The following is a 26,472-nucleotide window of genomic DNA, read 5'->3' on the forward strand; positions in this document are numbered from 1 at the left end:
GTGCAGGTGTATCGGATCAGTGCAGCGCTCCGTTGGCCCGCAACCGGGCAATCTGCTCATCGGTAAACCCATGCTCGGCCATCACGCGATCCGAGTCCGCGCCAAACACCGGCGCCGCGAAGGGTTCGGAGCCGGGCGTGCGGCTGAAGGTCACGGCGCGGGTGAAGCCCTGATAGCGTCCCACGACAGGGTGCTCGAACTCGGTGATCAGCGATTCCGCTTCGCACTGCGGGTGGTCGAACATGTCCTCGACCCGACGTGCAGCGGCGCACGGCACGGCCTCGCCGAAAAGCGTTTCCCATTCCAGCGCGCTGTGCTGCTGAAGGGCTTCGTGCAGTTGCGGGACGATGATTTCGTGATGAGTCGCCCGGTTGCGCACGGTGCTGAAACGCTCGTCGTTCGCCAGATGCCCCAGCCCGGTCAACTCGCACAAGGCGGTCCAGAAATGCGGCGTGTTGGCCGACAGGTACAAATAGCCTTCGCGAGTCGGGTGAATGCCGGTGATGCCGCCGGAACGCATGTCGCGGTCCAGTGAGCGGGGTTCGCTGTCTGCCCAGATCAGGCGTGCGGACTGCATCGCCAGCGCGCTTCGTAGCAGCGACACACCCACCGACTGGCCGAGCCCGGTGCGTTCGCGTTCGAACAATGCTGAGGACACACCGCCTGCCACCAGCGACGCGGCGTAGTAATCGACCACTGAACCGTAAAGAATTTCAGGCGGGCCGTCGGGCTTGCTCTGGGCCGCGCACATGCCGGTCATGGTTTGCAGCACCTGATCGTAACCGGCCTTGGCTTTGAGCGGACCTTCTTCGCCATAACCCGTCACCGCGCAATAAATCAATCGCGGGTTCACCGCTTTCAACTGCTCGTAGTCAATGCCGAGCCGCGTCGGGACGCCGGGACGGAAGTTGTGCACCAGCACATCGGCCTCACGCACCAGGGTCAACAATGCATCCAGACCACCGGGGGATTTTAGGTCCAGGACCACGCCGGATTTGCTGCGGTTCACGCCCAGAAAAGCGCGGCTTTCAGACGCCAGCGTGGACGGGTATTTGCGCAGGTTGTCGCCGGTGGGCGGCTCGATCTTGATCACCGTCGCGCCTTGGTCGGCCAGCAGCGAGCAGCCATACGGGCCGGCAATGTAAGCGCTGAGGTCGAGGACAGTAATCCCGGCGAGCGGGCCGGTGGAGGGGCGAGGGTGCGACATGGGTTTCTCCGATCTTGTTATCGCTGGACGGGCAACGCAGGCTCCGATGCAGCACATGGGAGCCATTCTGGTCAGCGTAATGGAGAAATAAAATGCGTTTTAGCTAGCTTTAGAATCCATAAAAAATGGATTTATGGCGCGCTCAGTTGCTCGAACAACACCTTGCAGAACACCTCGATCAAACGCTCCTTGGCCGAATTGCGTTTCCACAACAGACCAATCGGTCGGTACAGTCCGGCGCCGGGCAACGGGATCTGTGCCAGTTCACCCAGCTGGGCGTGCATGGGCCGCCATTGCGGCACGAGCGATACGCCGAGGTTGCCCTTGACCATCGCGGCGATGGCGTCCAGCGCGTCCATTTCGAAGCGCTCCTGGGGCTGAATGCCTGCCTGCAACAAGTAGCGGTCCGCCAACACGCCGCCCCATGAACGGCGGTGGTAACGAATGAACGGCTGGCTACGCAATACGCTGTGCGGGTGCTCGTCGGCGAGGTGACGGGGAGCAAGGACCACGAACGGCTCATCGCGCACCGGGCGCCAGACGAACTCTTTCGGCAGCTCGAATTGCGGCGCGACCATCATCGCGATGTCGGTTTCGCCGGACAGCACCTTGCGGTACAGGTCGGTGGAAAACGCCGGTTCCACGTGGGGGCGCAGGTGCTCGTAATTGGCGATCAGCGTCGCCAGTACGTCGGGTACGAGATAGGCCAGGGCGGTGGTGATGCAGCCGATGCGCAGCTCTCCAGCGACAGCGTCCAGCGCGGCGATGGCGCGCAGGTCGCGAGCGCGCACCAACAATTCACTGGCGGGGCCCAAGAGCGCGGAACCGGCGGCGGTCAGTTGCATGTTGCGCCCGGTGCGGCTGAGCAAGGGCTGGCCGATTTCGTGCTCCAACGCCTTGATCCGTTGCGCCACGGCGGTGGGGGTGAGGTTGAGTTTGCGCGCGGCGGCTGCGGTGGAGCCGAGTTGGGCGACTTGAAGAAAGCTGTCGAGGTAGCGCGTGTCCATAGTCTAAAAATTCTGGATTCTAAACGTAGAAATACGCACTTTAGTTAGCTTTTACGCTTTTGCAATATGGACCCGGCTTTCAATAGCGCCGGGGCCATGCACCTGGCTTTCAAGAATAATGCCGGGTATGGGGCGTGGTCCTGTCATCCGGCGCGACGTTGCGATGCCTTTCAGGCCGCCGTTGTCATCGAGTGAATCGCCCATGCGCAGCAAACTGTTTGTCCCCGGTTCCCGTCCCGAACTCTTCGAAAAAGCCCTGTCCTCTCGCGCCGACGGCGTCAGCTTTGATCTGGAAGACGCCGTCGCTGAAAGCGCCAAGTCCGAGGCCCGCGCGCAATTGGCGGGGTTTCTGGCGCATCTGCCGACGACCGGGAAAACCATCGTCGTGCGGGTGAACGGTCAGGATTCGGCCCATTACGCCGCTGACCTCGAAGCGCTGGTCGGCACACGGCTGGACATCATTAACCTGCCGAAAGTCGAAGGCCCCGAGCAGATTTTGCAACTGGTGGCGGACCTTGAGCGGCTGGAGCGTCAGCACCCGTCAGCGGCCAACATCCGCATCCTCGCCAACATCGAATCCCCCCGTGGCTTGCGTCTGGCCGCCGAGATTGCCAGTGCCCACCCTCGGGTCATGGGCCTGCAACTGGGCTTCGCCGACCTGTTGGAGCCGTTGGGCATCGACCGTCGCGACACCGCCGTCATCCGGCAGCTTCAACTGAGCGTTCGGATGGCGGCGGGGGAAGCAAACGTCGCCGCCTACGACGCGGCGTTCGCGGCCATCAAGGACCCGGAGGGCTATCGCGAAGAGGCCCGTTACGCCCGACGGCTGGGTTTCACAGGCAAGTCGTGCATTCACCCGACCCAGATCGACATGGCGAACGAAGCGTTCATGCCGTCCCCCGAAGAGATCGACCGCGCCCAGCGTTTTGTGACAGCCGCCGACGAAGCGGATGCCGCTGGCGTCGGGGCTTACACGGTTGACGGGCAAATGGTGGATGCGCCGTTCGTGATCCGCGCACGGCAAGTGCTGGAACAGGCGCGTCAGGCCGGGCTGCTGACCCACTGACCGCCCTGGACACCTCCGGCAACACCGCTCTACAACAATAAAAGAAGACGAGGTTTCCCCATGCATAACGCCGAATCGCTGGCACGGCCCGCCGTGGCCGGGTCCGAGCCACGCCGTAATGCGCTGTTCTGGCGCCTGATGGACATCCGCATCAGCTTCATTCCATTGCCGGTCTACCTGCTGCTGTTGGGGCTGGTGGCCGGGTTGCTGCTGACCAAGGAAATCAAGGCCGACCTGCCAACGATGATCGCGATTATCGGCCTGGGCGGGGCCACCTGTGGCGAGATTGGCAAGCGCCTGCCGTTCTTCGGCAAGATCGGCGGCGCGGCGATTGTCTCGGCGTTCCTGCCGTCCTACATCGTCAGCCTCGGCTGGGTGCCGCAGGACATCATCACGCCGGTCACGACCTTCACCAAATCGAGCAACTTCATTTACCTGTTCGTCTCGGCGGTGGTGGTCGGCAGCATTTTCACCATGGATCGCAACCTGATCATCAAAGGCTTCGCCAAGATTTTCGTGCCGCTGCTGGTGGGCTCGGTGCTGGCGCTGCTCGCGGGGATCGCCGTGGGCATGCTGTGCGGGCTGGAACTGCGTCAGGTGCTGTTCTTCGTCATCGTGCCGGTGATGGGTGGCGGGCTGGGCGAGGGCGCGATTCCGCTGTCGGTGGGCTATGGCGAAATCCTCGGCATGGATTCCGGCAAGATACTGGCGCAATTTCTGCCGATCATTCTGCTGGGCAACCTCGTCGCGATCATGGCCTGCGGCGCCCTGGATCTGGTGGGCAAACGCTTTCCGCACCTGACCGGCAACGGGCGGTTGCAGATGATCGAACTGCCTCAGGACGACACCGCGCCTGGCGCAGAAAAGGAAACGCGCTTCGACAGCGACACGGTCAATCAGGTGATCGCGGCGGGCATGTGCGCGATCACGCTGTACCTGGCCGGTGTGCTATTGCATGCGCTGTTCGGCCTGCCGGGGCCGGTGTGCATGCTGTTCATCGGCGTGCTGCTGAAACTCTGTAATGCGGTGCCGCAGCGTCTGGAAGCCGGGGCGCAGGTGCTGTTCAAGTTCTTCACCACCTGCGTGACGTACCCGCTGCTGTTCGCCAACTCCATCGCCGTGACTCACTGGAGCGAACTGACGGCGGCGTTCCACATCGGCAACGTGCTGACCATCACCACAACTGTCCTGACACTGGTGCTGACAGGGTTGGTGATCGCCCGGAAAATGGGCATGTTTCCCATCGAGACCGCCATTGTCAACGGCTGCCACAGCGGCCTGGGCGGCACTGGCGACATCGCCATCCTGACGGCCGCGAACCGCATGCAACTGCTGCCGTTCGCACAGATATCCACCCGCATCGGCGGGGCGATTACCGTGATGGGTGCGTTGCTGATACTGGCGAATTTGCCGCCGGTATAGCGGGCAGCGTTACGACGGGAGGAGATTCGCATAGCCAGCGAGGTCCCCTGTGGGAGCGAATTCATTCGCGAAACGATCTTTCAGGCGACAGAGCAGTGTCGAGTGCAAGGCCAATTCGCGAATGAACTCGCTCCCACAGGTAGGTCCAGGCCATCGGCCTACCTGTTTCCATTCGCTCACAATGTCGCCTTGACCTGCAACCCGACAATCAAGGTGTTCTCGATGTCCTCCCCATAAAACGCCCCCGGTTCAATGATGTATTGCACCGACGGCCGAATCGTCAGCCATGGCGCCACTTGCGCGCCGTAGGTCATCTCTACCAATCCCTCACCGCTGGCCAGATCGGGGAAGTCTTCGCCTCGGGCCAAGGCCGCATTCTCCTGCACATCACGGCTGCGCGAGTTGAACACCGCGCGGCCGTAACCCACGGCAATCGTATCGTTGGGGCGTGACACGAACGGCTTTTTCAACGCAAAACCCGCCGAATACCAACGACGAAACGGCGCCGCCGCTGCGCTGGCATTGGAGAACTGCCCGAACACGCGTACGTGGCGGCCACTGACTGCGTCCGAATTCCACACCGCCTGATCCATCAGGAAATACGAGCCTTCACGGCCTGCGACCTCTTTGCGTGTGCCGATGCGCGGCACGTCCGAGGTGTCGTAGTAATAGCCGACGCGGTACTCGCCGGGCAGGTCGCCGAGGACGTTGTAGATGGCTTCGACCGGCAGGATGTTGCCCGTGCTGTCCTTGGGCGTGACATGCCATGCCCGGCTGGAATTGCCGTTGCTCGCGGCGTCGACCTTGAACGCCGCGACCTGCACCGCGAAATTCGGGTTGAAGCGATACTTGGCCACGCTACCCAAGTGCGCGTTGGGGTAGTTGCCCCAGCCGCTGCCCCCGGACATCGCCAAGGGATGACCGCAAAACCCGGCGTTCATGAAGTTGCACAAGATTCCACTGCTCAACCCGCCCAAGTCGTTGCCCATGGCCATGTAGCCGAGCTTCACGCTCAGCGCCGGAGTGAACAGCGTGTTCTCGTAGCTCAGCTCGGTGAGGCGGGTGTAGAGGCCGCCGTAGTTTTCCTGCACCGGCAGACGGTTGCCGACCAGATCGCCCGAGCCGTCGTTGCCGCGCCTGTCGTTGATTGTCAGCTGTACCTTGCCGCCGCTGTCCAGGTGCAGCACCTTGCCGAGGTCAAACTGCGCGCCGAGTTTGACGTTCTGCGAATACCGCGTGCCACGCTGCTCGCCGCCGTGCGCGTTGTAGACCGTTTCACCGCTGTAATCGCCCGTGATTTTTACCCCTTGCGCCGCCAGGCGGCTGCGATTGCCATCCCAGTCGCCGGTCAGGGTGGAACGGTCGAGCCAGTCATCGGCCTGCGTGGGCGAGGAGACGGCCATCGCCACGACGGAACCAACGACCAGCGCGGTCGACAGCCCACGGCGGGCGCCGGGGTTTGCGGGGTATTGCGAAGGATTGCTCATCAAAAAACCTGAATGCGAAAAACCGGACTCGTGGATGAGGGCGGCAAAAAGGGCATGCGCGGGAGGGGCGCTCACAAGCGGACGACATGAAAACATATCCATGTACCAACTGGTTAATTCATTTTAGCGATGGTGACTATCGTCGCAGGTCATGAAGAGAGGCTGATATTACGGCGCCGGCCTGCACGTTGGCGGCGTCGGACTTCGACACGCTGCCGCCGACCAGCCAGAAGGCTACAAAGAAGGACTCTGCCCAACGCCTCGTGATGTGGGCGTGCGTTGCGCAGACCGACTCAGTGCGTGAAACTTTTCAGGGGAGGCACAATGTTCGATACTCCGCGCCATCGCTTTCTCTCTGCCAAGGCGGGCGTTTGCAACTACGCCCGTCACCCTGACGTCCTCTCGATAAGAAAGAACATGGAAGTTTTGCACGGGCTCTACGACTACCGCTGGATCATTCTGTTGCTCACCCTCGGCGGGTGGGCTGTGGTCGCTGCTCTCAAACAGGCGACCCGCACCGAAATCCATCTGCTTCATCAGCGCAACGACCCACTGTTCCGGAGTGTCCTGGAACAACACGAGATACGCGAAGTGGAAATACTTCGGGACAGCACCATTCCCGGCGTGACCGGATCGCATGGACGTCCCTTCACGGTGCACCTGATTTTGCGCAGCCCGCCTGATCGCTGGTGGGTGTACATCCATGTCCAGGACTCGGACCCTGTCCTGAGGCCCATCTCCGAGGCGCGCGCAAGAGCGGCGCTTGTTAAGTCTGTGCAAGACGTATCGGGGGAGATGAGGTCATCCTTTCATGGGGCAGTGGTCAAGCTGTCTCTGTACCTCATCGTCTGGCCCAATATGGTCTTTACAGCCATTTTTACGGTTGTCGCCGTCTTCGCTCCTCCCGTCATGATCATGATGATCATCAGCTGGTGGGGACTGGGCGCCCTGCTGGTGCTCCATTACAGGTTTGCCGGTAAGTGGGACCGGCCCGGAAAGGCAGTGTGGTCGGGACTGGCGTTGGCGACTGCGTTGGTCGTATTGATCGGTTACGGTGGGGGTGTTGCGGTGCTGGCACCTTCGATCTATTGGCTGCCCGCGTCCTGCATTCCTGTTGCTGCCCATTGGGCATGGCTCAGTTGGAAAGGATTTCGTCTTTGAGCCTTTCGTGGGAAGCGAAGGAGAGGGATCGATGATTTCAGTGTTGGCGCGTCAACCGCGCGACGCGAAGACCTCCTTGAGCACCGGCACGGCTGACATCGCTTTTGGCCAGCCGACGTAAAAACACTAAGCGGGTCACCACTTCCGCGGCCTGTTCACGGGTCAGGCCGTTGTCTATGGCGCGGTTGAGGTACAAGGTCAGTTGCGCGGTCTGGCCACTGTTGCCCAATGTGCGCTGTTGCATGGTGTGTCTCCTCAGTGACGATCAACCCACCTTATATTCCTGTACGCTTCTCAACAATCTGCCAACCGTTGCATGACTAACTGAGGAGAATTCACAAGTGATCCGCGCCGATTTGCCTGAATTGACGGCGTTCATCGCCATCGCCGAACACCAGAGTTTCAGCGGCGCAGCACGGGTGCTCGGGGTCTCGCCCTCGGCATTGAGCCACTCGATGCGCAACCTGGAGGCGCGGCTGGAGATGCGCTTGTTCAACCGAACCACGCGGTCGGTGGCCCTGACCGAAGCGGGTGAGCAACTGTTGCAGGGCGTGAGGCCACTGCTCAACGATTTGACCAACGTGGTCAATGAAGTGACCTCGGCGCGGAACACCCCGTCGGGGTCGATCCGCATCAGTGCCTCGGAGTCGTCGATCAAGCTGTTGGTGCGCCATGTGGTGCCGGATTTCCTGCGAACCTATCCGCAGATCCACATCGAATTCGTGGCGGACAGCCGTTTCGTGGACATCGTCGGCGAGGGGTTCGATGCCGGTGTCCGGGTGTTCGAAGACGTGCCCAAGGACATGATCGCCGTGCGGTTTGGCGCCGACGTGCATTTTGGTGCGGTGGCGTCGCCCGAATATTTGCAGCACCACCCCGCGCCCGATGTGCCCCATGGCCTCAAGCAACACCGCTGTGTCCGTTTCAAGTTTGCCAGCGGTGCGCTGTTTCGCTGGGATTTCGAGTATTTGGGTCAGAGCGCGAGCATCGATGTCGATGGCCCGCTGACCATGGACAACGTCAACGTGATGATTGAGGCGGCGCTGGCGGGCATCGCCATTGCCTGGTTGCCGCTGGGTCAAATTGAAGAGCATCTGCAAGCAGGCAGGCTGGTGCATCTTCTGCCCGAATGGGGCCCGGTCTATCCCGGCACCTGCTTGTACTACCCGGCGAACCGGCACCCGCCCATGGCCTTGCGGTTATTCGCCGACGCCGTGCGGGCTTGGGCATCGACGCGGCTCACATAAGGCGCAGCGTCGGACGGATTGCCCGCCCGTGTTTTACGCGACCCCCCATGACAACGGCGGGCGCTTGTGCGCAAATGCTTCATCTGCCGACAATGCTGAACAGGACACTCGATGCAACTGGAATGGCTGGAAGATTTCATTGAGCTGGCGCGCACCCGCAGCTTGTCCCGGGCCGCCGAAAATCGTTGCGTGACCCACCCAGCGTTCGGGCGACGAATTCGTGCGCTGGAGGATTGGGTCGGCGTGCCGTTGGTGGAGCGCAAACAGCCGCTGTCGCTGACCCCGGCCGGCTTGCTATTTCTCGACGCCGCGACGCAATCGATGGAGCTGCTGCTGGCCGCCCGCGCGCAATTTCAGAACCTCGGCATGAACCGCGACGAGCCGCTGCGCATCGCCACGGGCCGCACCTTGGCGAGTGTGTTTTTCCCGGACTGGTATCAGTCGCTGCATGCGCAGTTCGGCGCGTTTCCGGTGTCGCTGGTGACGGGCGGAGCGCAGGAAGCGATCACCAAATTGAGCGCGGGGGAAGTGGACTTGCAGCTGATTTTCTCAAGCCCACTGACGCGCATTCTGATCGACAGCGAGCGCTTCGATTCACGGGTGCTGGCCCGGGAAGAATTGCTCCCGGTCAGCGCGCCGGATGCTCAGGGGCAAGCGCTGTTTCTGATCGACGCCAGCAGTGATGTGTCGAGCATTCCGTGGCTGGGGTTTTCCCCGACATTGTCCTTGCGCGGCGTGTTGGCCCAGCATCTGGCGCGGCTGCCTCACCGGTTGGCGTTGCGCATGATCTATCAGGCAGATTCTTACGAGGCCATTCTGGAAATGGCCAAGCGCGGCAGTGGCCTGGCCTGGTTGCCGCGCATGGTGGTCAAAGAGGCGCTGGCAGCGGGGGAGTTGGTGATCGCGGGCGGGCCGGAAATGCAGATCGGTTTCGACATCTCGCTGCACCGCTTGCGCGCCAATCGCAGCGAACGGGTGATGCGCATTTGGGAGGGGTTGGCTCCGGATTGATTGCTTGGTCTTCAGGTCTGCATGAATTTTCGACCCGACGCGGGCTGCACTGTGGGAGCGAATTCATTCGCGAAGAGGCGGTATACCTGACATGTCTCTGTCGGATGTACCGATGCCTCGCGAATGAATTCGCTCCTACAGAGATTCATCTGCGCTGCGGAGTCTGAGCCAGACACAGACTCAACTGTGGGAGCGAATTCATTCGCGAAAGCGGTAGTTCAGACGAAGAAGATGCGTCGCCCGTCCCGACGCCTCGCGAATGAATTCGCTCCCACAGAGATTCATCTGCGCTGCGGAGTCTGAGCCAGACACGGACTTAACTGTAGGAGCGAATTCATTCGCGAAGAGGCGGTATGCCTGACATATCTCTGTCGGATGTACCGACGCCTCGCGAATGAATTCGCTCCCACAGAGATTCATCTGCGCTGCGGAGTCTGAGCCAGACACAGACTCAACTGTGGGAGCGAATTTATTCGCGAAAGCGGTAGTTCAGACGAAGAAGATGCGTCGCCTGTCCCGACGATTCGCGAATGAATTCGCTCCCACAGAGGTTCATCTGTGTTGCGGAGTCTGAGCCAGACACGTGCCGCTACAGACCCAGTTCTACCGCACCGTTTATGGGCAGTCGGCGAATAATCAACGCATCGTCCCGCCGTCAAACCCCCGACCTCACGCCCCTGTGCCGAATAAGCTCAACCCTGTGCCCAAACAGCAATTGTCCAACCCGCCGACCTGATCCACCTTTACACCGGGCCGGGCAGTCATGAAGGCGAAGACCTTCAGTCACTGCCCGGTTGTTTTCACCCAATAAAAAAGACTGCCGTCGAGTTCGCCCGCCATGGCTCGCGAACGTGATCGCCCACTGTGAAACAGACCCGGAAGCCATTCTTCATGACCCCTCATTCATCAACCGTGATCGCCGCCCCGGCCACCGCCCGACGAGGCCCGTGGAAAGAGATCGTCGCCGCCAGCTTCGGCAATGCACTGGAGTTCTACGACTTGCTGATCTACGGCTATTTCGCCGTGGTCATCGGCAAGCTGTTCTTCCCCTCGGACAACGAAACCACCTCATTGCTATTGGCCGTCGGCTCCTTCGGGATTTCGTTCCTGATGCGCCCACTTGGCGCCATCGTGCTGGGCTCCTATGCCGACCGGGCAGGGCGCAAGGCCTCGCTGACCCTGTCGATTCTTATCATGCTGATCGGCACGGCCTTGATCACCTTCACCCCCTCGTACCAACAGATCGGTCTCGCCGCGCCGCTGCTGATCATTGTCGCTCGCATGCTTCAGGGCTTCTCCACTGGGGGCGAATTTGGCGCGGCGACGGCGTTCATGGTCGAGCACGCCGATGCCAGCCGTCGTGGCTTTTTCGCCAGTTGGCAGCTCTCCACCCAAGGGCTGGCGACCGTACTGGCCGCGGGCGTCAGCGCCTTGCTGAGCTATGTGCTGACCGACGCACAGCTGAGCGATTGGGGCTGGCGCGTGGCGTTCGGTGTCGGATTGCTCATCGGGCCGGTGGGTTTCTACATCCGCAGCCAGATCGAAGAGACCCCGGATTTCCAGAAAGTCGCCGCCAAGGTGGAAGAGAAAACCCCGCTGCGTGACGTGCTGATCAAGGGCCGCGTCAGCCTGTTGCTGGCCATCGGCGTGGTTGCGGGCGCCACCGCGTTCAACTACGTGCACAAGCTGTACATGCCGACCTACGCCCTTAAACAACTGAACATCGCGGCCACGTCGTCGTACCTGGGAGCGCTGGTCACGGGCATCACGCTGATGATCATGGCGCCGGTGTTTGGCAGCCTGTCCGACCGTTACGGCCGCTTCCGGGTGCTGACCCTCGCGTTGCTGATCACCGGCCTGTCGTCCTATCCGATGTTCGTCTGGCTCAATCACTTCCCCAGTGTTTCGACGTTACTGATGGTGCAGGCGGTAGTAGGCGTGTTGATCGCTGCGTGCCTGGGGCCGATTCCCGCGATGCTCGCCGACATCTTCCCGACCCGAACGCGGGGCACGGGACTGGCGCTGAGCTACAACTTTTCGGTGACGCTGTTCGGCGGTTTTGCGCCGCTGATCGTGACCTGGATGATCGACGCCACCGGCAGCAAGTTGGCCCCGAGTTTCTACGTGGTCGCCACCTCGCTGGTCAGCGTCATCGCCGTGATTCTGCTGGGGCGGCGCATGCGAAACAGCACGCCTGCCTGATCCAATCCTTCCAACGAAGCACCTGTTGCCGCGTCTCGAATGAGCCCCGGCCTGCGTACGCCACTGTCTGCTGGAGACTGAAATGAAAACCCTTGAGCAAGTCCGCGCCGCCCTGAAACCGTATCCCATCGAAGTCGAATTTCCGGACATCCGCCGCTGGCAGGCCGGCACCGACGGCGTGGAGTACGTGCACAGTTTCGACAGCGGCGTGCCCGGCCCCCACGTGATGATCATGGCCCTGACCCATGGCAACGAAGTCAGTGGAGCGATCACCGTGGACGCGTTTCTGAAGTGTGAACTGCGCCCGGTGCGTGGACGCCTAACATTGGCGTTCGGCAATGTCGAGGCGTACCACCGCTTCGATCCGCAGAACATCGACGCGACCCGTTATCTGGACGAGGACATGAACCGGGTCTGGCTGACGGACAAGCTGGACGGTGATCTGGACTCGGTTGAACTGCGCCGGGCGCGGCAGTTGCGCCCGGTGGTGGAGACAGTCGATCTGTTGCTCGACATTCACTCGATGCACGAAGAAGCGCCGCCGGTGATGATGTGCGGCGCGCAATCCAAGGGTCTGGATTTCGCGGCGACCTTGGGCGTGCCGCAAACCGTGGTGGTGGATGCAGGGCACGCCAATGGCCGTCGCCTGCGTGATTTTGGCGGGTTTGACGACCCGGTCAGCGCGAAGAACGCGTTGTTGATCGAGACCGGGCAGCATTTTTCCCGACGCAGCCGGGAGGTGGCGCTGGACACCGCAGCGCGTTTTCTGGTGACGACGGGGGCGGTGAAGGAGGAGGACGTCGCGGAGTTCATTCGCCCGGCTGCCTCACAGCCGCAACGCTTTCTAGAGGTCACCAGCCCGGTGGTCGCCCGCAGCATGGCCTTCTCGTTTGCCGAGGATTTTCGGGGACTGGAAGTCATCGAAAAGGCCGGGACCGTGATCGCCCATGACGGCGACACCCCCATCGTCACCCCCCACGACCACTGCGTGCTGGTGCAGCCGTCGCTGCGCCACCTCGGCGTGGGCGTAACCGTGGTGCGGTTGGCCAAGATCCTGGACGTCAACCCGCGCCAATTGTCGTTCTGAGTCCCATCGCGGACCGGATCTCCAAACCTGTGGGAGCGTCACACCGCAACCTCTGCGGTCTGGCACCGGATCAACCTGTGGGAGCGAATTCATTCGCGAAAGCGGCATTTCAGACGGAGGAGATGTGTCGCCTGTCCCGGAGATTCGCGAATAAATTCGCTCCTACAGGAGTTCTGCGTCGCCGCGACATTTACGGTCTGGCACCGACTCAATCCACAGAAACCCCGCGTCGCCGCGGCACTTGCGGTCTGACGCCGACTCAACCTGTGGGAGCGAATTCATTCGCGAAGGCGGCATTTCAGACGGAGGAGATGCATCGCCTGTCCCACCCTTCGCGAATGAATTCGCTCCCACAGGAGTTCTGCGTCGCCGCGACATTTACGGTCTGGCACCGACTCAATCCACAGAAACCCCGCGTCGCCGCGGCACTTGCGGTCTGGCGCCGACTCAACCTGTGGGAGCGAATTCATTCGCGAAGGCGGCATTTCAGACGGAGGAAATGTGTCGCCTGAACCGACGATTCGCGAATGAATTCGCTCCCACAGGTTGTTTGGCGTTCGCCAGTCGATCAGGGCTGAATTCCTTGAAGGGGTTCGCTCAGACTCTGACGAAACCTGAAAAGGCGCCAGGCGAGGTCTGAGTCCAGAACGGGTATGATGCGCGAGTTCGGCGTTTGAACGCCATCGCCGCGCAGCCTTCACCCCGACCCAGGATCGCCATGTTCACCCTCACACGCCTCGAAAATACGCCACCCGAATCCATCGACAGCCAGATCATGCAGATGGTGGTCGATTACGTCACTGACATCAGCATGGTCGGCATCGCGCCGAGCAACCCGCTGTATCCGCTGTATCAATTCGGGGTGGGGCATGAGGTGCATCAATATTTGCAGGCCATGGACGGTTCCCGAGGCTTTCCCGTCGAACTGATCGTGGCGCTGGACGACGAAGATCCGTCAGTCGTGTCGGGATTCCTGCTCTACCTCCCGGTACAGGGCGATGCCGACGCCTGTTCGGTGGCGTACATGGCGGTGAAGGCCGACCAGCGCCGTCACGGCATTGCCCGTGGCATGGTGCAGAAAATGCTGGCGCGCTACCCCCACGCCGAACTCGCGTGTTTCGTCGGGAAGGTGCCGTATTTCGAAACGATGGGGTTTCAGGTGCTTGGCGCACGCGGCCCGCAAGTGCTGATGAACACCCGCGATCACCAGACCGAAGGCCTGCTGGGCGTGATCGACACCCTGCCGATCTACCAATCTGTCGAGGTGCGGCAGATCCATGCTTATTTGCTGAAACAGCACGGGAAACGGGCGATGACCGACGCCGAAAAACAGCGGGACCGGCAGTTGGACCAGATGACGCGGCAAGCGCGGGTGTTTGTGCAGGAGCGACTGGCCTGATACGCGGATGCTTCCGTAGCAGCCTGGCTTGCCAGCGTGGCGATCTCTAAGACCCCATCGCCAGCGGCCGTGAGGCTACGGCCGCACCTGCTCATCCAGATCAATCCCACCCGGCTGCCGGCTCCACATCTCCAGCAAAAAGTCCTGCTCTTCATGCTGCAATGTGCGTGGCATCTTCAGGTGCTGATCAAGCAGACCGTGGGCGTCGCGACCCTCCATCGGGCAACCGTCGATGGGGTGCAGCCAATGACAGGCCAGCACGGTGCCATTCGGCGTCAGATGAGCAACGATCTTTTCGATGACCTGCACAAACAACGCAGGCGCCAGGTAATACGCCCACTCACTGACGACGATCAGATCAAACGTTCCCTCAGGCCAATCCTCCGGCAGGCACCCTTCGATCACCGTCGAGCGAGCGAAGGGCTTCAGGCGTTTACGCGCCAATTCCACCGCTCGGGCGCTCATGTCCATGCACACCAGCTCATCGCATCGCTGGGCCAGACGCAGGCTCAGCTCGCCATTGGCGCAACCCGGCTCGAAAATCCGCTCATAGCGCTGACGGGGCAGGGCGGCGAGGGTCAGGTCGCGTTTGCGCTGTTCATACCAGCGGGTGCGAAAGGCCCACGGGTCATCGCTGTCGGCAAACAGTTCATCGAAGTAATCAGCAGGCAGGCTCACAAAAACACCAGTTCGAAGGGCTGGAGCAAACGGTCCAGGGTCACGGCGTCCAGCACGGGCAGGGCGCCGGTGCTGGTGTCGGTTTGCAGCTGGCTGGCGTGAGAGGTGATGGCGCGGCGTTTGCGCGCCAACTGTTCGTCGCTGAGCATCAGCTTGCGCGCCTGTTCCCACGGGATGCGCGGGTCATTGGGTTCGGCCCAGTGCCAGGCCCAGATCGGTACTTCCACCAGTGTTGCGCCGGTGCTGGCGGCGGCTTGGGCAGCGCAATGGCCGACGGCTTCGTGATCGCAGTGGCCGTCGTGCCGCCAGGTGCTGAGCAACACGTCGCTGGGGCGCAAGTCCTCGCTCAGCAGCGCGATCAACGCTTCGGAGCCTTCGGCCACGCCGCCATCGACGAGGCTCAGGCGATGCCAACTCAGGCGGGACTCATCAAGCCCCAGCGCGGCGACCGCGTACTCGCTTTCCAGACGACGCTGCGCGCGAAGCCGCGCCTGCGGCCACTGCGATGAACCTGGGTGGCTGCCTTCACCATCGGTGACCGAAATCAGCTGAATTTCCTGCTCCCGACCGGCCATCGCCATCGCCGCCAGCAACCCGCCGCAGGCCAGCACTTCATCGTCCGGGTGAGGGGCCAGCACCACCAACCGTGAACCCGGCGGCACCAGCGCTTCGAGGCTGATGGCCTGGGCGCCGCGCAAGGCGGTGCTGTCTTGCCATTGGCTCAGGGGCGTGCCCGCGACGCCAAAAGGTTGCGCCTGACTCATAACGACCAATCCTCCGTTTCCCGTGCGGCGAGCAGTTCGCCCAGTTGCGCCAAATCACGCTCGGCATGGCTTTGACGAATGAACACCGGCAGGTCCACGGCCAGACGGGCGAACTGCGGATCGCGACAGAACGGCGTCGCCCCTAGTGCGCGGCCTACGTGCCGACAGACGTGCTCGACCGCCATCTCGACCTGTGCCCGCACCCGTTGCACCGGCAGACGCGCGTCGGCTTCAGGGTGGACGTCGATCCACGCCGCGCAAGCGCGCAATGCTGCGGATGCCCCATGCAGCGCGGCGTCTACCGAGCCAAGGTGCGCATCTGCATGAGGATCGGGCCGACCCTGTTGTCGCTGTCGGTGAAGCGTTCGTGCGAGGGACGCCGCTGCGCCGTACCACGCAGCGGCGATGCCAGCGCCGCCTTGCCAGAACCCGGGCCGCGACAGGTAGGCGCCCGACTCACCGACGCAATGCCCGACAGCGTTGTCGAAATGCACATCCACGCTGGCGGTGGTGGCCATGCCAACGGCCTGCCAGGCTTGCGCGTCGATGGTGATGCCAGGCTGATCGAGTCGGACGGCCACCAGTTGCGGCTGGTCATCGGCGGTCCAGGCGGTGATCAGCGCGTAGTCAATCTGCTGCGCGCCGGAACACCAGGCTTTGCGGCCATTCAGGCGAACCTCCTCGCCATTGCGTGCGCTGACCCCGACTCGCGCCGAGGGCGGCTCAGCGGCCCACACGCCCCAGATGCCCGGCTCGGTAAACGGCGCGCACGCCAGTTCCTGCAAGATGGCCAACGCATCGGTGTGACCTTCGTACAGTTTGAGCAGCGCCAGATCGATGCCGCCAACTGCCGCCAGTTGCTGCCAGCGCAACAGGGTCTGCCCGCTGCCGGGCATTGGCAGGCGATCCAGCCCGCGCTCGATGCACAGCGTCATGGCCTCGCGCAGGTGGTCATCGATCATCGGCACATTGGGACGGCGGGCGAAATCCGCCAGCACCGCGTCAATGCCTTGTGCGTCATGGCCCATGGGTTGCGTGCTCCCGTTGTTATTCTGGCCGGCACGTTCTGCGCAGGCTGCGTATGGGATTCGGCACTCCGGGCGGCTGGGGGTTCAAACAATTTGCGGACCCTGGCGGGTCTGTCGCCGTGCGCGCAGTGGCGTGCTGCGAGTTCTTCAGGGCCTGCGCGGTTTTGTCGCACCCGACAGTCCGGCGCCGAAACGTGTGTGCGGGGGCAACGATGTAGAATGGCGCCCCATGAAATTCGTCCGAACCCATCAATCGCTCATTGCCTGGATGCTGTATGGCTTCATCCTGTTCAGTGGGCTTGTGTGCAGCCTGAGCCACGGCCAGATGCTGCGGGCGTTCAATCAGACGAATCCCGGCGTGGACTGCAGCGAACAGCACGATCTGTCCGGGCACATGGACATGGCGCAGATGGGCGAGCATGCCCAACTCATGAAGCTGTCCATGGCCGACTGCGCCTTTGCGGGCACGTTGGCGCTGTCGCTGGTGTTTTTCATTGGCCTCGGCTGGATGGCGCGCAGCCGGCGCAAGCTCATCCCCCGTTCCGATTACCTGCTGCGCAAGCCACCCCGACATTGCCTCCCCGGATTGTCGCCTCAGGCACCCTGAACCGGCGTGCCATACTCGCGTACCGATGGGTGTCGCCCTTTATGCCAACCGGCATTCGCAGAGGGCGATCAAAAGCTGGCGCCAACGCTGGCCGCTTCAGAGAGTTCGTCAGATGAATGATTTATTGACCCGCCGTCAAATGATGACCGGCATGGGCATTCTGGGCCTGGGCCTGCTCGCGGGCTGCGACGGTTCGACCACCGCCCTGGATTTCAAGTACGGCAAGGACCTGAGCAACAAGATCATGGGCCGTACCTTCAAGCTCACCGACACCCAGGGCGAAACCAAGACCCTGTCCAGCTTTCGCGGGCTGATGCCGGTGGTGTTCTTCGGCTTTACCCAGTGCCCGTCGGTCTGTCCAACGGCCCTGGCCCGAGCGGCTCAGGCGAAGAAGATGATGGGCGAGGAAGGCAAGATCATGCAGGTGATCTTCATCAGCATCGACCCTGAACGGGACACGCCGGAAATCCTCGACGCTTACGTCAAGCAGTTCGACCCGAGCTTCGTCGCCTTGCGTGGCACGCTGGAGCAAACGCAGCAGGTAGCCAAGGAGTTTGGGGTGTTCTATGAAAAGGTGCCGATTGGCGACACGTACACCATGTCCCATTCCGCCACCAGTTACGTGTTCGACACCCGAGGCAATTTGCGCCTGGGCCTCGGTCCTTCGCTGACCGCCAAGCAATGCGCCGAAGACTTGCTCACTGTCATGGAGGTCTGCTGATGACCGCTCTGTTTCGTATTCCGGCCCTGCGCCGCGTGCTCGCCGTCTCTTTGCTGGCGGGCATCAGCCTGTCGGCGGTGGCAGAAACCAAAGTAGAAGACGCGTGGGTCCGCACCAGCGTGCCGGGTCAGCCGTCCTCCGGCGCGTTCATGCGCATCACGGCAGACAGCGACAGCAAGCTGTTGAGCGTCGCGTCACCGGCAGCCACTCACGTGCAAGTCCACGAGATGAGCATGACCAACGACGTCATGCGCATGGGGCCAGTGGACTCGGTGCCGCTGCCAGCGGGCAAGACCGTGGCGCTGGAGCCGAACGGATACCACGTCATGCTCATGGGCCTGGTGGGGCAGATCAAGGAAGGGGACCACGTGCCGCTGACGCTCACCATCGAAAACGCCAAGGGTGAGCGCGAGACTGTACACGTCGATGCCCCGGCGAAATCGATGGCCGAGAGCATGGACATGGACCACGACCACGGCGACAGCCATTGATCTGAGGAAGCGCGCCGGCCGCAATGGCCGGCGTTCCTTGTACCTCGCGTGCCAAATCTCAGGCCCCAAACATCCCCACCAGCAACACCCCGTTCAGACCGATGATCAGCAGTGCAATCACCCACGCCACCGATGTCAGCAGCGGCCCGGCCACCAGATTGCCCATCAGCTTGCGGTTGGAGACGAAACGCACCAGCGGCACGATGGCGAACGGCAGTTGCATCGACAGGATCACCTGGCTCAAGACCAGCAGCTTCGCCGTGCCTTCCGAGCCGTAAATGCTGGTCACGACGATCACAGGAATAATCGCCAGCCCTCGGGTCAACAGGCGTCGCACCCAGCCCGGTAACTTCAGCTTCAGAAAGCCTTCCATGACGATCTGCCCGGCGAGAGTCGCGGTCACCGTGGAGTTGATCCCCGACGCCAGCAGCGCGATGGCGAACAGCGCGGAAGCGATGCCGACACCGAGCATGGGCGACAGCAAATGGTAGGCCTGCTCGATTTCCACGACGTCGGTCTTGCCCGCCTTGTGAAACACCGTGGCCGCCGTGATCAGGATCGCAGCGTTGACAAACAGCGCCAGGGTCAGGGCGATGGTGCTGTCTGTGACCGACCAGCGCAGGCCGATACGACGGCCTTCGTCGGTGCGCGGGTAGGCGCGGGTCTGCACGATGGAGGAGTGCAGGTACAGGTTATGGGGCATCACGGTGGCACCGATGATCCCGATGGCCAGGTACAGCGCGGCGGGGTTGGTGACGATTTCCGCCTTGGGAATGAACCCGGCGAACAACTCGGCCATGTCAGGGCGGGCCAGCACCATCTGTATTGCAAAGCACCCGAAGATGATTAAAAGCAGGGCAATGACGAACGCTTCCAGGGCCCGGAAGCCTTTGCCCATCAACAGGAAGATCAGAAACACGTCGATGGCCGAAATCACCGCGCCCCACACCAGCGGAATGCCGAACAGCAAATTCAAGGCGATGGCGGTGCCGATGACTTCGGCCAGGTCGCAGGCGATGATCGCAATTTCACAGGCCAGCCACAGCGCGATGCACACCGGACGGCTGTAGCGTTCGCGGCAGGCACGCGCCAGATCCCAGCCGGTGGCGATGCCCAGCCGCGCCGACAGCGCTTGCAGGACGATGGCCATGAGATTGGACAAGAGAATGACGGAGAGCAGCAGGTAACCGAACTGCGAGCCACCGGCCAGATCCGTCGCCCAGTTGCCGGGGTCCATATAGCCCACCGCGACCATGTAGCCCGGCCCGGTAAACGCCAACAGTCGTTTGAACCAGTTACCCGATTTTGGCAGGGCGACACTGGCACTGGGCATGCCGCCGCCCAGTGTGTCGTCACCGGGGTTGGCCCGGTTTTTCAAGGGTTGCATCGATTGCGGTCCCGCCGAGGTCTGGGTTCTGCGCATGCGAGGGTAGGCGCCGAACAGAGCATTCTGGCGGCATGCGTTATGAGGGTTAGCCTAATAACGTCTGGGTCGCCAGTGAATTCAGGTAATCGCCGAAGCCTTCCTTGCATCGACAATGCTTACGGGCGCTGGTGGTCACGCTGTTGCGCGCTGTCCAGACGATGCGGGCGCCGATGCGTTCGAGGTCCGCGACCAAATGCACGTCTTCATGGGCGGCCAGCGCCTTGAATCCTCCGGCTCGGAGGTAGGCTTCGGAAGACACGCCCAGATTCGCGCCGTGAATGTGGCGGTGATCATCCACCGGGCGATAAAGCGCGTCGTACCGCTCACGCACCTGCGGTGTGTGTTCGGACCAATCGTCCACCTGCACGATGCCGCAAACTGCATCAGCGCCGAACGCGATTTGCTCAGCCAGCCACGCGTACGGCACGACCGTGTCGGCGTCGGTGAACGCGAGCCAGCGCGCGCCTCGGTCCAGCATGCGCCGGGCGCCTGCTGCGCGGGTCATGCCGACGTTGCGGTGGTTGCACGGATGGGTGTGTACGCCATGGGCGCGTGCAATCTGCGCCGAACTGTCGGAACAGTCGTCGAGGACGATCAGAATCTCGACCGCCTCGCCGCCCAGGTCTTCATGACCGGCAGCGGCGATCAGCGATTTGATGCAGTCATCCAGATACAGTTCTTCGTTGTGTGCGGGGACAATGATTCCAATCATGGGCGATTCTCGTCAGGGCACCCGCGGTCATCGCGTAGGCCTTTCGATGTCGACGCGGCTGATCAAACAAGAGTTGCAAGTATTTTCGTTTTCGAAGACAGACTGTCGTAAAAGCGGGTTTTTAACGCAATAAACGAAAAAAGATTGAATTAGTCGCCGAACAATCGTTCCTACCCGTGAGTGCGAGACTCCCCTGGCGGACTGTACGTCGCTGTCTTCCGCTGGGGTTACTCTTCTTCAAGACGCACCGACGCCGCTATAAAAGCGGCGTCGGTGCGTTTTGCTTTCGGGCTACGCCACTGGCTTCATGCCGCAAGCAGCGCCTTGCCGATGGCCTCGTTGAAGGCTGGCAGGTCGTCCGGGGTACGCGAGGTGATCAGCGTCCAGTCGTTGGCGCCGCATTGCTTGACCTCGGCATCGACCCAGCCTGCCGCCTTGGCGTTGAGCAGGTCGGTGCGCACGCTAGGATAGGAGGTGAGCGTCTTGCCTTCCACAACCCCGGCATCGATCAGCAGCCATGGGCCGTGGCAGATCGCGGCAATGAGTTTGCCCGCATCAGCGAAGGCCTTGACCAGACGCTGGGCATCGGCGTCCTGACGCAGGGTGTCGGCGTTGACGGTGCCACCCGGGATGATCAGCGCATCGAATTGATCAGCGGACAACCCCGCCAGGCGGGCGTCCGAGGTGACGCTGGTGTCTTTCTCGGTGTCGTGCAGGAACGTCTGGGCGGCGCCGCCCTTGATGGTCGCATGAGTCACAGTTGCCCCCATGCCTTTCAACGCCTCCAGCGGCTTGAGCAACTCATCGCGCTCGATCCCGGTGTTGGCGGTGATGATCAGGACTTTCTTGCCGTTCAGTGTGGTGCTCATGGTGGTGATGCCTCCAAGTGGATACCGTGCCCGATAAATCGGACGTGTCGGTTCTCAGAGGGAATCGGAAAAACGAAAGTTCAGCCTGATTGCACCGTCGGCCATTCGCGCTAATGGAGGGTCAGGCTGGACTCACAAACATTCCCGAGCGGCTTTTTCCAGCGCGCTGCGACCGAACGCGGCAGAGAGGGGTGCCCTTTGATAGAAGAACACGCGGGTGTTGGGGTTGCCTTTGAACACTTCGAGAATGTCGTCTTGAGACACTTTGCTGGAGACCAGCAACTTAAAGTGGTTCTTGCCTTCGGTCATCGTCGTTTCGGGTTTGATTTTCTGCCACTTGGGGAACACGCATTGCGCGTAGTCCGCCGGGGCTTTGGTGGTTTCCAGATCGACAGATGGATTGTTCGGCGTGGAACCACAGCCATAAAGCGACACGGCCAGCGTAGCCGTCAGCAGTAAATGACGCATCGAGTTCATCCTGAAACTAAGCGTGAGATCACGTGAAGCCACTGCCGAGAAATTAATATCAATCCGATATCATTTTTCGATCTTAAGTGGGCTCGCACGTGTATGTTTTATCTCGACTTGAAAGAGAGAAGTTGGGGAACGGTATCGATTCTCATTAAAGCGTTTAGCGCCCCCTTCATCAGTTGCCGCGTATGTTGACGAGCAAACGGCTAAATGAAAAGAGCGTCCCGTAAATATTCCCCGCGCCCTTGATCTGGGCAGCGGATATGCAGCAACAGAAGCGTTTCGAGCGGTGATGAAGCGTGTACATCGCGAAGAGTCGCAGGACGGATGGTCATTTCAGTGCTCACTCAGATAAGAAGTGTGCGCTCGATTTGAAGGCTTTTTGGCTTGACAGTGCGTTTCATGAGCATAGAGTGAGCGACAACGAGCATTAATGCTCATTTTATTGATGAGAACGAGCATGATAACCGAACTGCACCGAGCAGCCTATTCCGTCTTGCTACCGGCTTTCAGCGGACTCACGCTTGATGAGGGTGTGCGTCGTTTCCTGAAAAACGGGGGCGTTTCCATTTTGTTGGGCGAAACCCGCGACGAATACCTCGCACGCAAGATGACCTTCGAGCGGCGCCGCGCTGAAGCCCAGGCAGATTTCTCCCGTATTGTCGAGCATGCCGCGGACTGTGCAGGTGGCCCGGTATTGGTGGCCGTTGACCAGGAACTTGGAGGCATACAACGGTTGCATCGGCTGGTGCCCGGTATGCCGTCGGCAGACGAGCTCAAGACGCTCAGCAGCGAAGACATCGAGGCGCGTAGCTATGAGATGGCAAGTTCGGCGCGGGCCATGGGGGTCAATATGTTCCTGGCCCCGATCGTCGATGTGGTCACCGGCAACAACCCTTGGTTGCACAATCGGCATTTGGGGCCGGATGCCGTTCAAGTCGCGCGTATTTCCTGCGCGTTCATCCGGGGCGTGCAGCGGGCAGGGGTGATCGCCACGGCCAAGCACTTCCCCGGCCACTATGAAACCCAGGACGACCCTGCTGTGGCCAGGGCGTCCGTACCGCACAACCTTGAAGCGCTGAACGAGGGGCTGGACGTGTTCCGCCAAGTGATCGCGGCCGGCGTGAAAGCGATCATGCCCGGTCCGGCGGTGTTTCCCGCACTCGACCCGCAGCACTCCGCCAGCACATCGCGCAAGGTCATTGGGCTGTTGAGCGAGGAGTTAGGGTTCGACGGGCTGATCATTTCAGACGACCTGGACGCCGTGTCCATCCTGCGCGACAACAGCATCACCGACACGGCCGTCACAGCGTTGGAAGCGGGCGCGCATCTTTTGCTGGTGTCCAGTGACTCGGGTCTGGACGACATCGCTCAGGCCATCGTCGATGCGGTGGAAAATGGCCGGCTTGATCGCCAGCGCTTGATGACAGCGTCGAATCAGGTGCGAGGCCTGGCGCAAGCATCCAGAGACCAGGTCGAATCCGGGCTGTACGTGTCCTACCCGATTCCGGGCGGTCAGCTCACCCGGCGCGTCGTTCGCTGACCGCACACGTTCGTTGCAGGGGCAGTAGGCAGGCAGGCGAGCGGCATAGCACAATGCAACGGCCTCGAAAGACCTCATCTGCCAAGAGTCTGCCGCCCATGTTCACGCCTCTCGCCTACGCCGAACTCATGCGTTTCGCCCAACGCTCCCACGCCATCAATCAGCCTTGCACGTGCCAGTCCAAATCCTTTGCGGGCTGGGAAGGGCTTCCCGTCTCGCTCAAAGAAAGCCAACTGCGGGACGTTGGCTCCCTGATCGCCGCCGAGGAAGAAGACCTCACGCTCGACGAATACCACCCCGCCAACACCTCCTATTGGTCACCCGACGCCCCCATCGCCCCACAATTCTTTCCCTACAACCGCTGCAAGGTCTGCGAATGCGTGACCTGCGGCCGCGTGTACCTGCGCTATGCCGAGGCAGGGGCGTACCACATCGAGCAGCGGATTCGCAGTCTCGATCCGAGGTTGTTGGTGGATGTGGCGTTTGAGGGAGTTGGGCGGGCGTAGCGCATCCACACTTAGAAGTAATACCCCACATTCACATACAACTGGTTCTCCCACTGATTGCTGCCGCCCGCACCGAGGCTCTGGCTGTAATCGCTGCCGCCGATGTACGGGTCGTTCTTGCCGATCAGCCATTCGGTGGCGACCCACAGTTTGCTGACCGAGAACGAGGAGCCGAGGATCACGCGCTGGGAGTCGTCGAAGCCGGCGGCGGATTTCTGGTAGGCGCTGTAGTTGGCGTAGAGTTTGATGCCGCTGATCTGGTCGAACAGGTATTTGCCGCCGACGTCGTAGCTCAGGTCGGCAACGTACAGGTTGGCGCGGCTGGCGACGTTGTAGGTGCCGTCGTAACCGCCGAAGGTGACCAGTTCGTCAGTGCCGGGGTTGCGTGGTGACATTTGTTGGCGGGCAGCCTGCAATTGCACGCCCCACGGGCCGTTTTTACCGATGTAGTGAATGGCGACCGCGTTGCGTCGACCATCGCGGTCGGTGTCGTTGTTTTCCAGCGAAGAGGTCAGGCCCGAGACGCCGACTTCGGATTTCCATGGCCCGAGGTCGAGCGCCTTGGCCACCCGCAGCACGACTGTGTTGCGCTCCTGATTGTCGCTGCCGTTGGCGACGTAACTGTCCGCTTGCGACACGACACTGGAATACGTACGGCCTTTGCTGGTGCCTTTGCCTTGCCATGCCGGGCGCAGGTAGTAGCCTGCCTGAATGTTCCAGTCGCCGGTTTGCTGAATGTATTTGGCGCCCATTTCCTCGACATCTTCCAGGCCGACCACGTTGCCGAGGGTCTCGAAGAAGGTGCTGCCGAAGTAAGGCTGCAACCCGAACGGGATCTGGTTCAGGCCCACCTGGATCTGTTGATCCGGGTTGAATTTATAGCCGACCCACGCGTACTCGGGGAACGAAACATCGCCCACGTGTTGAGTGTATTTGTACGGGTACGAATGGCCGTAGAAGCGGTATTTCGCGGCACCGATCCAGCTGTCGGAGGTGTATTTGGCGGTGAGGAACACGGTGTCGAAATTGAATTTCTGGATGTCTCGATCCGGGTCGTAATCCCAGCGCGCGCGGATGGCACCGCCAAGGTCGAGGTGGTCGGTGACTTGCACGGCCATGGCAGGCGCGGAGCAGGCACAGAGAAGGGTGAGGCACGAAGCAGACAGCCGCAGGGAAGCGCAGGAAGGCATGGGTACGTCTCGGTTGTTTTTATTAGATGGCGCGCAGTTTTGTGATCCGCGCTTCAATCGACAAACGATTATTTGTCCGGCCAAACCTTCGGCAAATGCATGTTACTGCCAGAACATTCTCCAACGGCCGTAGTCGACACCTGTCGTACCGTGGGATGCTTCGCGCCTTCCACGTGGCGGTCAGAGAGCTTCACATGAAACGCAAAATGCCCGGCCTCAATGCCCTGAAAGCCTTCGAAGTGGCCGGCAGCACCGGCAGTTTTACCCGCGCAGCCGAGCTGTTGAACGTGACCCAGAGCGCGGTCAGTCGCCAGGTGCGCCAGCTTGAGGAGCAACTGGGTGAGACGCTGCTGGAGCGTCGCCATCACCATCTCGACCTGACCAGTGCCGGTCGGGTGCTGCTGCGGGCGCTGCATCAATCCTTCGACAAAATCGAAATGACCGTGCGCAGCCTTCAGCAGAAATCCCACTCCAATCGTCTGCGGATCAACGCGCCGCCGACGTTCACCCATCGCTGGCTGATGCCGCGCCTGGGGCGCTTGCGCGAGCAGCATCCCGAATTGGAGTTGAGCATCAGCACCCGTTTGCAGGACAGCCTGGCCGAGACCAGCACCCTCGATTGCGCAATCCGGTTTGGCAACGGCGAGTGGGACGGGCTGGACAGTTCACTGCTGATTCAGGAGCGGCACATCGCGGTCTGCGCGCCGTCGCTGTATGCGCGGGAGTCGAGCGACGAGGGGATCGACCTCAATCGCCTGACGCTGCTGCACGTGCTGGCCAACGAGGACCAGCGCTACCTGACGTGGAAACACTGGCTCGACGCCGCACGCATCCAGGGCGTCGATACCCAGGGCGGGTACGAGTTCGACCTGCTCGACCTGGCCATTCGTGCAGCAGTGGACGGGCTGGGCATCACCATCGCCGACTGGCACATGGTCGCTCCTGAATTGGCCACCGGACACCTGACTCAAGTGATGAACGTGCACGTCGAAGGCCACCAATCGTACTGGCTGGTAACGCGCCCGGAGCAGGATTTGCCGCAATTACAGGTCTTCAGCCAGTGGTTGCAGGAAGAAATCTGGCTGGCGCAGCGTCAGCTCGAACCCTCTACGGCGGCCCTGACAGCGATTCCCTGACCGCCCAACGATGGGGTAGGACAGTAACGTGCGT

The 26,472-nt window shown here is 61.5% G+C and carries 27 protein-coding genes; 14 read left to right on the top strand and 13 right to left on the bottom strand.

All coding sequences use genetic code 11. From position 1 onward, the window contains the following. Positions 1–16: 16 nt before the first annotated feature. The 3 genes from ACIQAL_RS05250 to ACIQAL_RS05260 all read right to left on the bottom strand — a co-directional run bounded on the left by ACIQAL_RS05250 (position 17) and on the right by ACIQAL_RS05260 (position 2,418). Positions 17–1,207, bottom strand: coding sequence for a CaiB/BaiF CoA transferase family protein (locus ACIQAL_RS05250; protein ID WP_401143232.1), 1,191 nt, complete (start codon positions 1,205–1,207; stop codon positions 17–19). Positions 1,208–1,338: 131 nt separating this feature from the next. Next, complete coding sequence (locus tag ACIQAL_RS05255) at positions 1,339–2,214, bottom strand: LysR family transcriptional regulator (protein ID WP_401143234.1); 876 nt, start codon at positions 2,212–2,214, stop codon at positions 1,339–1,341. A 51-nt stretch (positions 2,215–2,265) separates the two neighbouring features. After that, positions 2,266–2,418, bottom strand: a complete 153-nt coding sequence (locus tag ACIQAL_RS05260) for a hypothetical protein (RefSeq protein ID WP_401143236.1) — start codon at positions 2,416–2,418, stop codon at positions 2,266–2,268. Between ACIQAL_RS05260 and ACIQAL_RS05265 the strand changes: the two genes are divergently transcribed. After that, the gene (locus ACIQAL_RS05265; protein ID WP_401143238.1) at positions 2,417–3,280 is read left to right on the top strand and encodes an HpcH/HpaI aldolase/citrate lyase family protein; all 864 of its coding nucleotides are present in this window, start codon (positions 2,417–2,419) and stop codon (positions 3,278–3,280) included. The genes ACIQAL_RS05260 and ACIQAL_RS05265 overlap by 2 nt on opposite strands. 60 nt (positions 3,281–3,340) lie before the next feature. Then, positions 3,341–4,702 carry a 2-hydroxycarboxylate transporter family protein gene (locus ACIQAL_RS05270; RefSeq protein ID WP_401143241.1) on the top strand — a complete coding sequence of 454 codons (1,362 nt, stop codon included), beginning with the start codon at positions 3,341–3,343 and terminating at the stop codon, positions 4,700–4,702. Between the two features lie 176 nt (positions 4,703–4,878). On the opposite strand, the gene ACIQAL_RS05275 is transcribed toward ACIQAL_RS05270, so the two are convergent. Continuing rightward, positions 4,879–6,105: a carbohydrate porin gene (locus ACIQAL_RS05275; RefSeq protein ID WP_401143742.1), complete on the bottom strand. Its 1,227-nt coding sequence runs from the start codon at positions 6,103–6,105 to the stop codon at positions 4,879–4,881. A gap of 408 nt (positions 6,106–6,513) precedes the next feature. On the opposite strand from ACIQAL_RS05275, the gene ACIQAL_RS05280 reads away from it, so the two are divergent. Beyond that, positions 6,514–7,350: a hypothetical protein gene (locus ACIQAL_RS05280; RefSeq protein ID WP_401143244.1), complete on the top strand. Its 837-nt coding sequence runs from the start codon at positions 6,514–6,516 to the stop codon at positions 7,348–7,350. Positions 7,351–7,387: 37 nt separating this feature from the next. Here the strand turns inward: ACIQAL_RS05280 and ACIQAL_RS05285 are convergent, their stop codons facing one another. After that, a complete protein-coding gene (locus ACIQAL_RS05285; protein ID WP_401143247.1) occupies positions 7,388–7,594 on the bottom strand; it encodes a hypothetical protein in 207 nt (68 codons plus the stop codon). 97 nt (positions 7,595–7,691) lie between these two features. On the opposite strand from ACIQAL_RS05285, the gene ACIQAL_RS05290 reads away from it, so the two are divergent. From ACIQAL_RS05290 to ACIQAL_RS05310, 5 genes are all read left to right on the top strand, one after another. Next, entirely contained in the window at positions 7,692–8,597 is a 906-nt protein-coding gene (locus ACIQAL_RS05290) for a LysR family transcriptional regulator (RefSeq protein ID WP_401143249.1), read from the top strand. A 111-nt stretch (positions 8,598–8,708) separates the two neighbouring features. Further along, complete coding sequence (locus ACIQAL_RS05295) at positions 8,709–9,608, top strand: LysR family transcriptional regulator (protein ID WP_401143252.1); 900 nt, start codon at positions 8,709–8,711, stop codon at positions 9,606–9,608. An 891-nt stretch (positions 9,609–10,499) separates the two neighbouring features. Further along, positions 10,500–11,810, top strand: coding sequence for an MFS transporter (locus ACIQAL_RS05300; RefSeq protein WP_401143255.1), 1,311 nt, complete (start codon positions 10,500–10,502; stop codon positions 11,808–11,810). A gap of 82 nt (positions 11,811–11,892) precedes the next feature. Further along, positions 11,893–12,897 (top strand): succinylglutamate desuccinylase/aspartoacylase family protein, encoded by a 1,005-nt coding sequence (locus ACIQAL_RS05305; RefSeq protein WP_401143258.1) that lies wholly within the window; start codon positions 11,893–11,895, stop codon positions 12,895–12,897. A gap of 718 nt (positions 12,898–13,615) precedes the next feature. Beyond that, positions 13,616–14,296 carry a GNAT family N-acetyltransferase gene (locus ACIQAL_RS05310; RefSeq protein ID WP_401143261.1) on the top strand — a complete coding sequence of 227 codons (681 nt, stop codon included), beginning with the start codon at positions 13,616–13,618 and terminating at the stop codon, positions 14,294–14,296. A gap of 75 nt (positions 14,297–14,371) precedes the next feature. On the opposite strand, the gene ACIQAL_RS05315 is transcribed toward ACIQAL_RS05310, so the two are convergent. From ACIQAL_RS05315 to ACIQAL_RS05325, 3 genes are read right to left on the bottom strand one after another with little or no spacing between them, the layout of a single operon-like run. Next, complete coding sequence (locus ACIQAL_RS05315; protein WP_401143263.1) at positions 14,372–14,974, bottom strand: class I SAM-dependent DNA methyltransferase; 603 nt, start codon at positions 14,972–14,974, stop codon at positions 14,372–14,374. Then, positions 14,971–15,738, bottom strand: coding sequence for a PIG-L deacetylase family protein (locus ACIQAL_RS05320; protein ID WP_401143266.1), 768 nt, complete (start codon positions 15,736–15,738; stop codon positions 14,971–14,973). Before ACIQAL_RS05320 ends, ACIQAL_RS05315 begins: the two co-directional genes overlap by 4 nt. Further along, a complete protein-coding gene (locus tag ACIQAL_RS05325; protein ID WP_401143268.1) occupies positions 15,735–16,766 on the bottom strand; it encodes an acyl-CoA dehydrogenase family protein in 1,032 nt (343 codons plus the stop codon). Before ACIQAL_RS05325 ends, ACIQAL_RS05320 begins: the two co-directional genes overlap by 4 nt. Before the next feature lie 229 nt (positions 16,767–16,995). Between ACIQAL_RS05325 and ACIQAL_RS05330 the strand changes: the two genes are divergently transcribed. From ACIQAL_RS05330 to ACIQAL_RS05340, 3 genes are all read left to right on the top strand, one after another. Continuing rightward, a complete protein-coding gene (locus ACIQAL_RS05330) occupies positions 16,996–17,373 on the top strand; it encodes a DUF2946 domain-containing protein (RefSeq protein ID WP_401143271.1) in 378 nt (125 codons plus the stop codon). Positions 17,374–17,485: 112 nt separating this feature from the next. Next, positions 17,486–18,094 carry an SCO family protein gene (locus tag ACIQAL_RS05335; RefSeq protein ID WP_401143274.1) on the top strand — a complete coding sequence of 203 codons (609 nt, stop codon included), beginning with the start codon at positions 17,486–17,488 and terminating at the stop codon, positions 18,092–18,094. Then, positions 18,094–18,585: a copper chaperone PCu(A)C gene (locus tag ACIQAL_RS05340; protein WP_401143277.1), complete on the top strand. Its 492-nt coding sequence runs from the start codon at positions 18,094–18,096 to the stop codon at positions 18,583–18,585. Before ACIQAL_RS05335 ends, ACIQAL_RS05340 begins: the two co-directional genes overlap by 1 nt. A gap of 58 nt (positions 18,586–18,643) precedes the next feature. On the opposite strand, the gene ACIQAL_RS05345 is transcribed toward ACIQAL_RS05340, so the two are convergent. From ACIQAL_RS05345 to ACIQAL_RS05360, 4 genes are all read right to left on the bottom strand, one after another. Continuing rightward, entirely contained in the window at positions 18,644–19,918 is a 1,275-nt protein-coding gene (locus ACIQAL_RS05345) for an Nramp family divalent metal transporter (protein ID WP_401143744.1), read from the bottom strand. A gap of 139 nt (positions 19,919–20,057) precedes the next feature. Then, positions 20,058–20,723 carry a glycosyltransferase gene (locus ACIQAL_RS05350; protein ID WP_401143279.1) on the bottom strand — a complete coding sequence of 222 codons (666 nt, stop codon included), beginning with the start codon at positions 20,721–20,723 and terminating at the stop codon, positions 20,058–20,060. A gap of 305 nt (positions 20,724–21,028) precedes the next feature. Beyond that, complete coding sequence (locus ACIQAL_RS05355) at positions 21,029–21,592, bottom strand: type 1 glutamine amidotransferase domain-containing protein (protein WP_166597688.1); 564 nt, start codon at positions 21,590–21,592, stop codon at positions 21,029–21,031. A gap of 132 nt (positions 21,593–21,724) precedes the next feature. Then, positions 21,725–22,060, bottom strand: a complete 336-nt coding sequence (locus tag ACIQAL_RS05360; RefSeq protein ID WP_166597689.1) for a hypothetical protein — start codon at positions 22,058–22,060, stop codon at positions 21,725–21,727. Between the two features lie 463 nt (positions 22,061–22,523). On the opposite strand from ACIQAL_RS05360, the gene ACIQAL_RS05365 reads away from it, so the two are divergent. Further along, positions 22,524–23,606, top strand: coding sequence for a glycoside hydrolase family 3 N-terminal domain-containing protein (locus ACIQAL_RS05365; RefSeq protein ID WP_401143283.1), 1,083 nt, complete (start codon positions 22,524–22,526; stop codon positions 23,604–23,606). Between the two features lie 98 nt (positions 23,607–23,704). Next, positions 23,705–24,112: a hypothetical protein gene (locus ACIQAL_RS05370; protein WP_401143286.1), complete on the top strand. Its 408-nt coding sequence runs from the start codon at positions 23,705–23,707 to the stop codon at positions 24,110–24,112. Between the two features lie 11 nt (positions 24,113–24,123). Here ACIQAL_RS05370 and ACIQAL_RS05375 read toward each other — a convergent pair whose 3' ends face one another. Continuing rightward, complete coding sequence (locus ACIQAL_RS05375; protein WP_401143289.1) at positions 24,124–25,302, bottom strand: hypothetical protein; 1,179 nt, start codon at positions 25,300–25,302, stop codon at positions 24,124–24,126. A 194-nt stretch (positions 25,303–25,496) separates the two neighbouring features. Here ACIQAL_RS05375 and ACIQAL_RS05380 point away from each other — a divergent pair, with 194 nt between their 5' ends. Beyond that, positions 25,497–26,438 (top strand): LysR substrate-binding domain-containing protein, encoded by a 942-nt coding sequence (locus ACIQAL_RS05380; RefSeq protein ID WP_166597693.1) that lies wholly within the window; start codon positions 25,497–25,499, stop codon positions 26,436–26,438. Positions 26,439–26,472 lie beyond the last annotated feature (34 nt).

Source organism: Pseudomonas sp. NPDC088368, from assembly GCF_044753445.1.
Lineage (GTDB): Bacteria > Pseudomonadota > Gammaproteobacteria > Pseudomonadales > Pseudomonadaceae > Aquipseudomonas > Aquipseudomonas bambusae.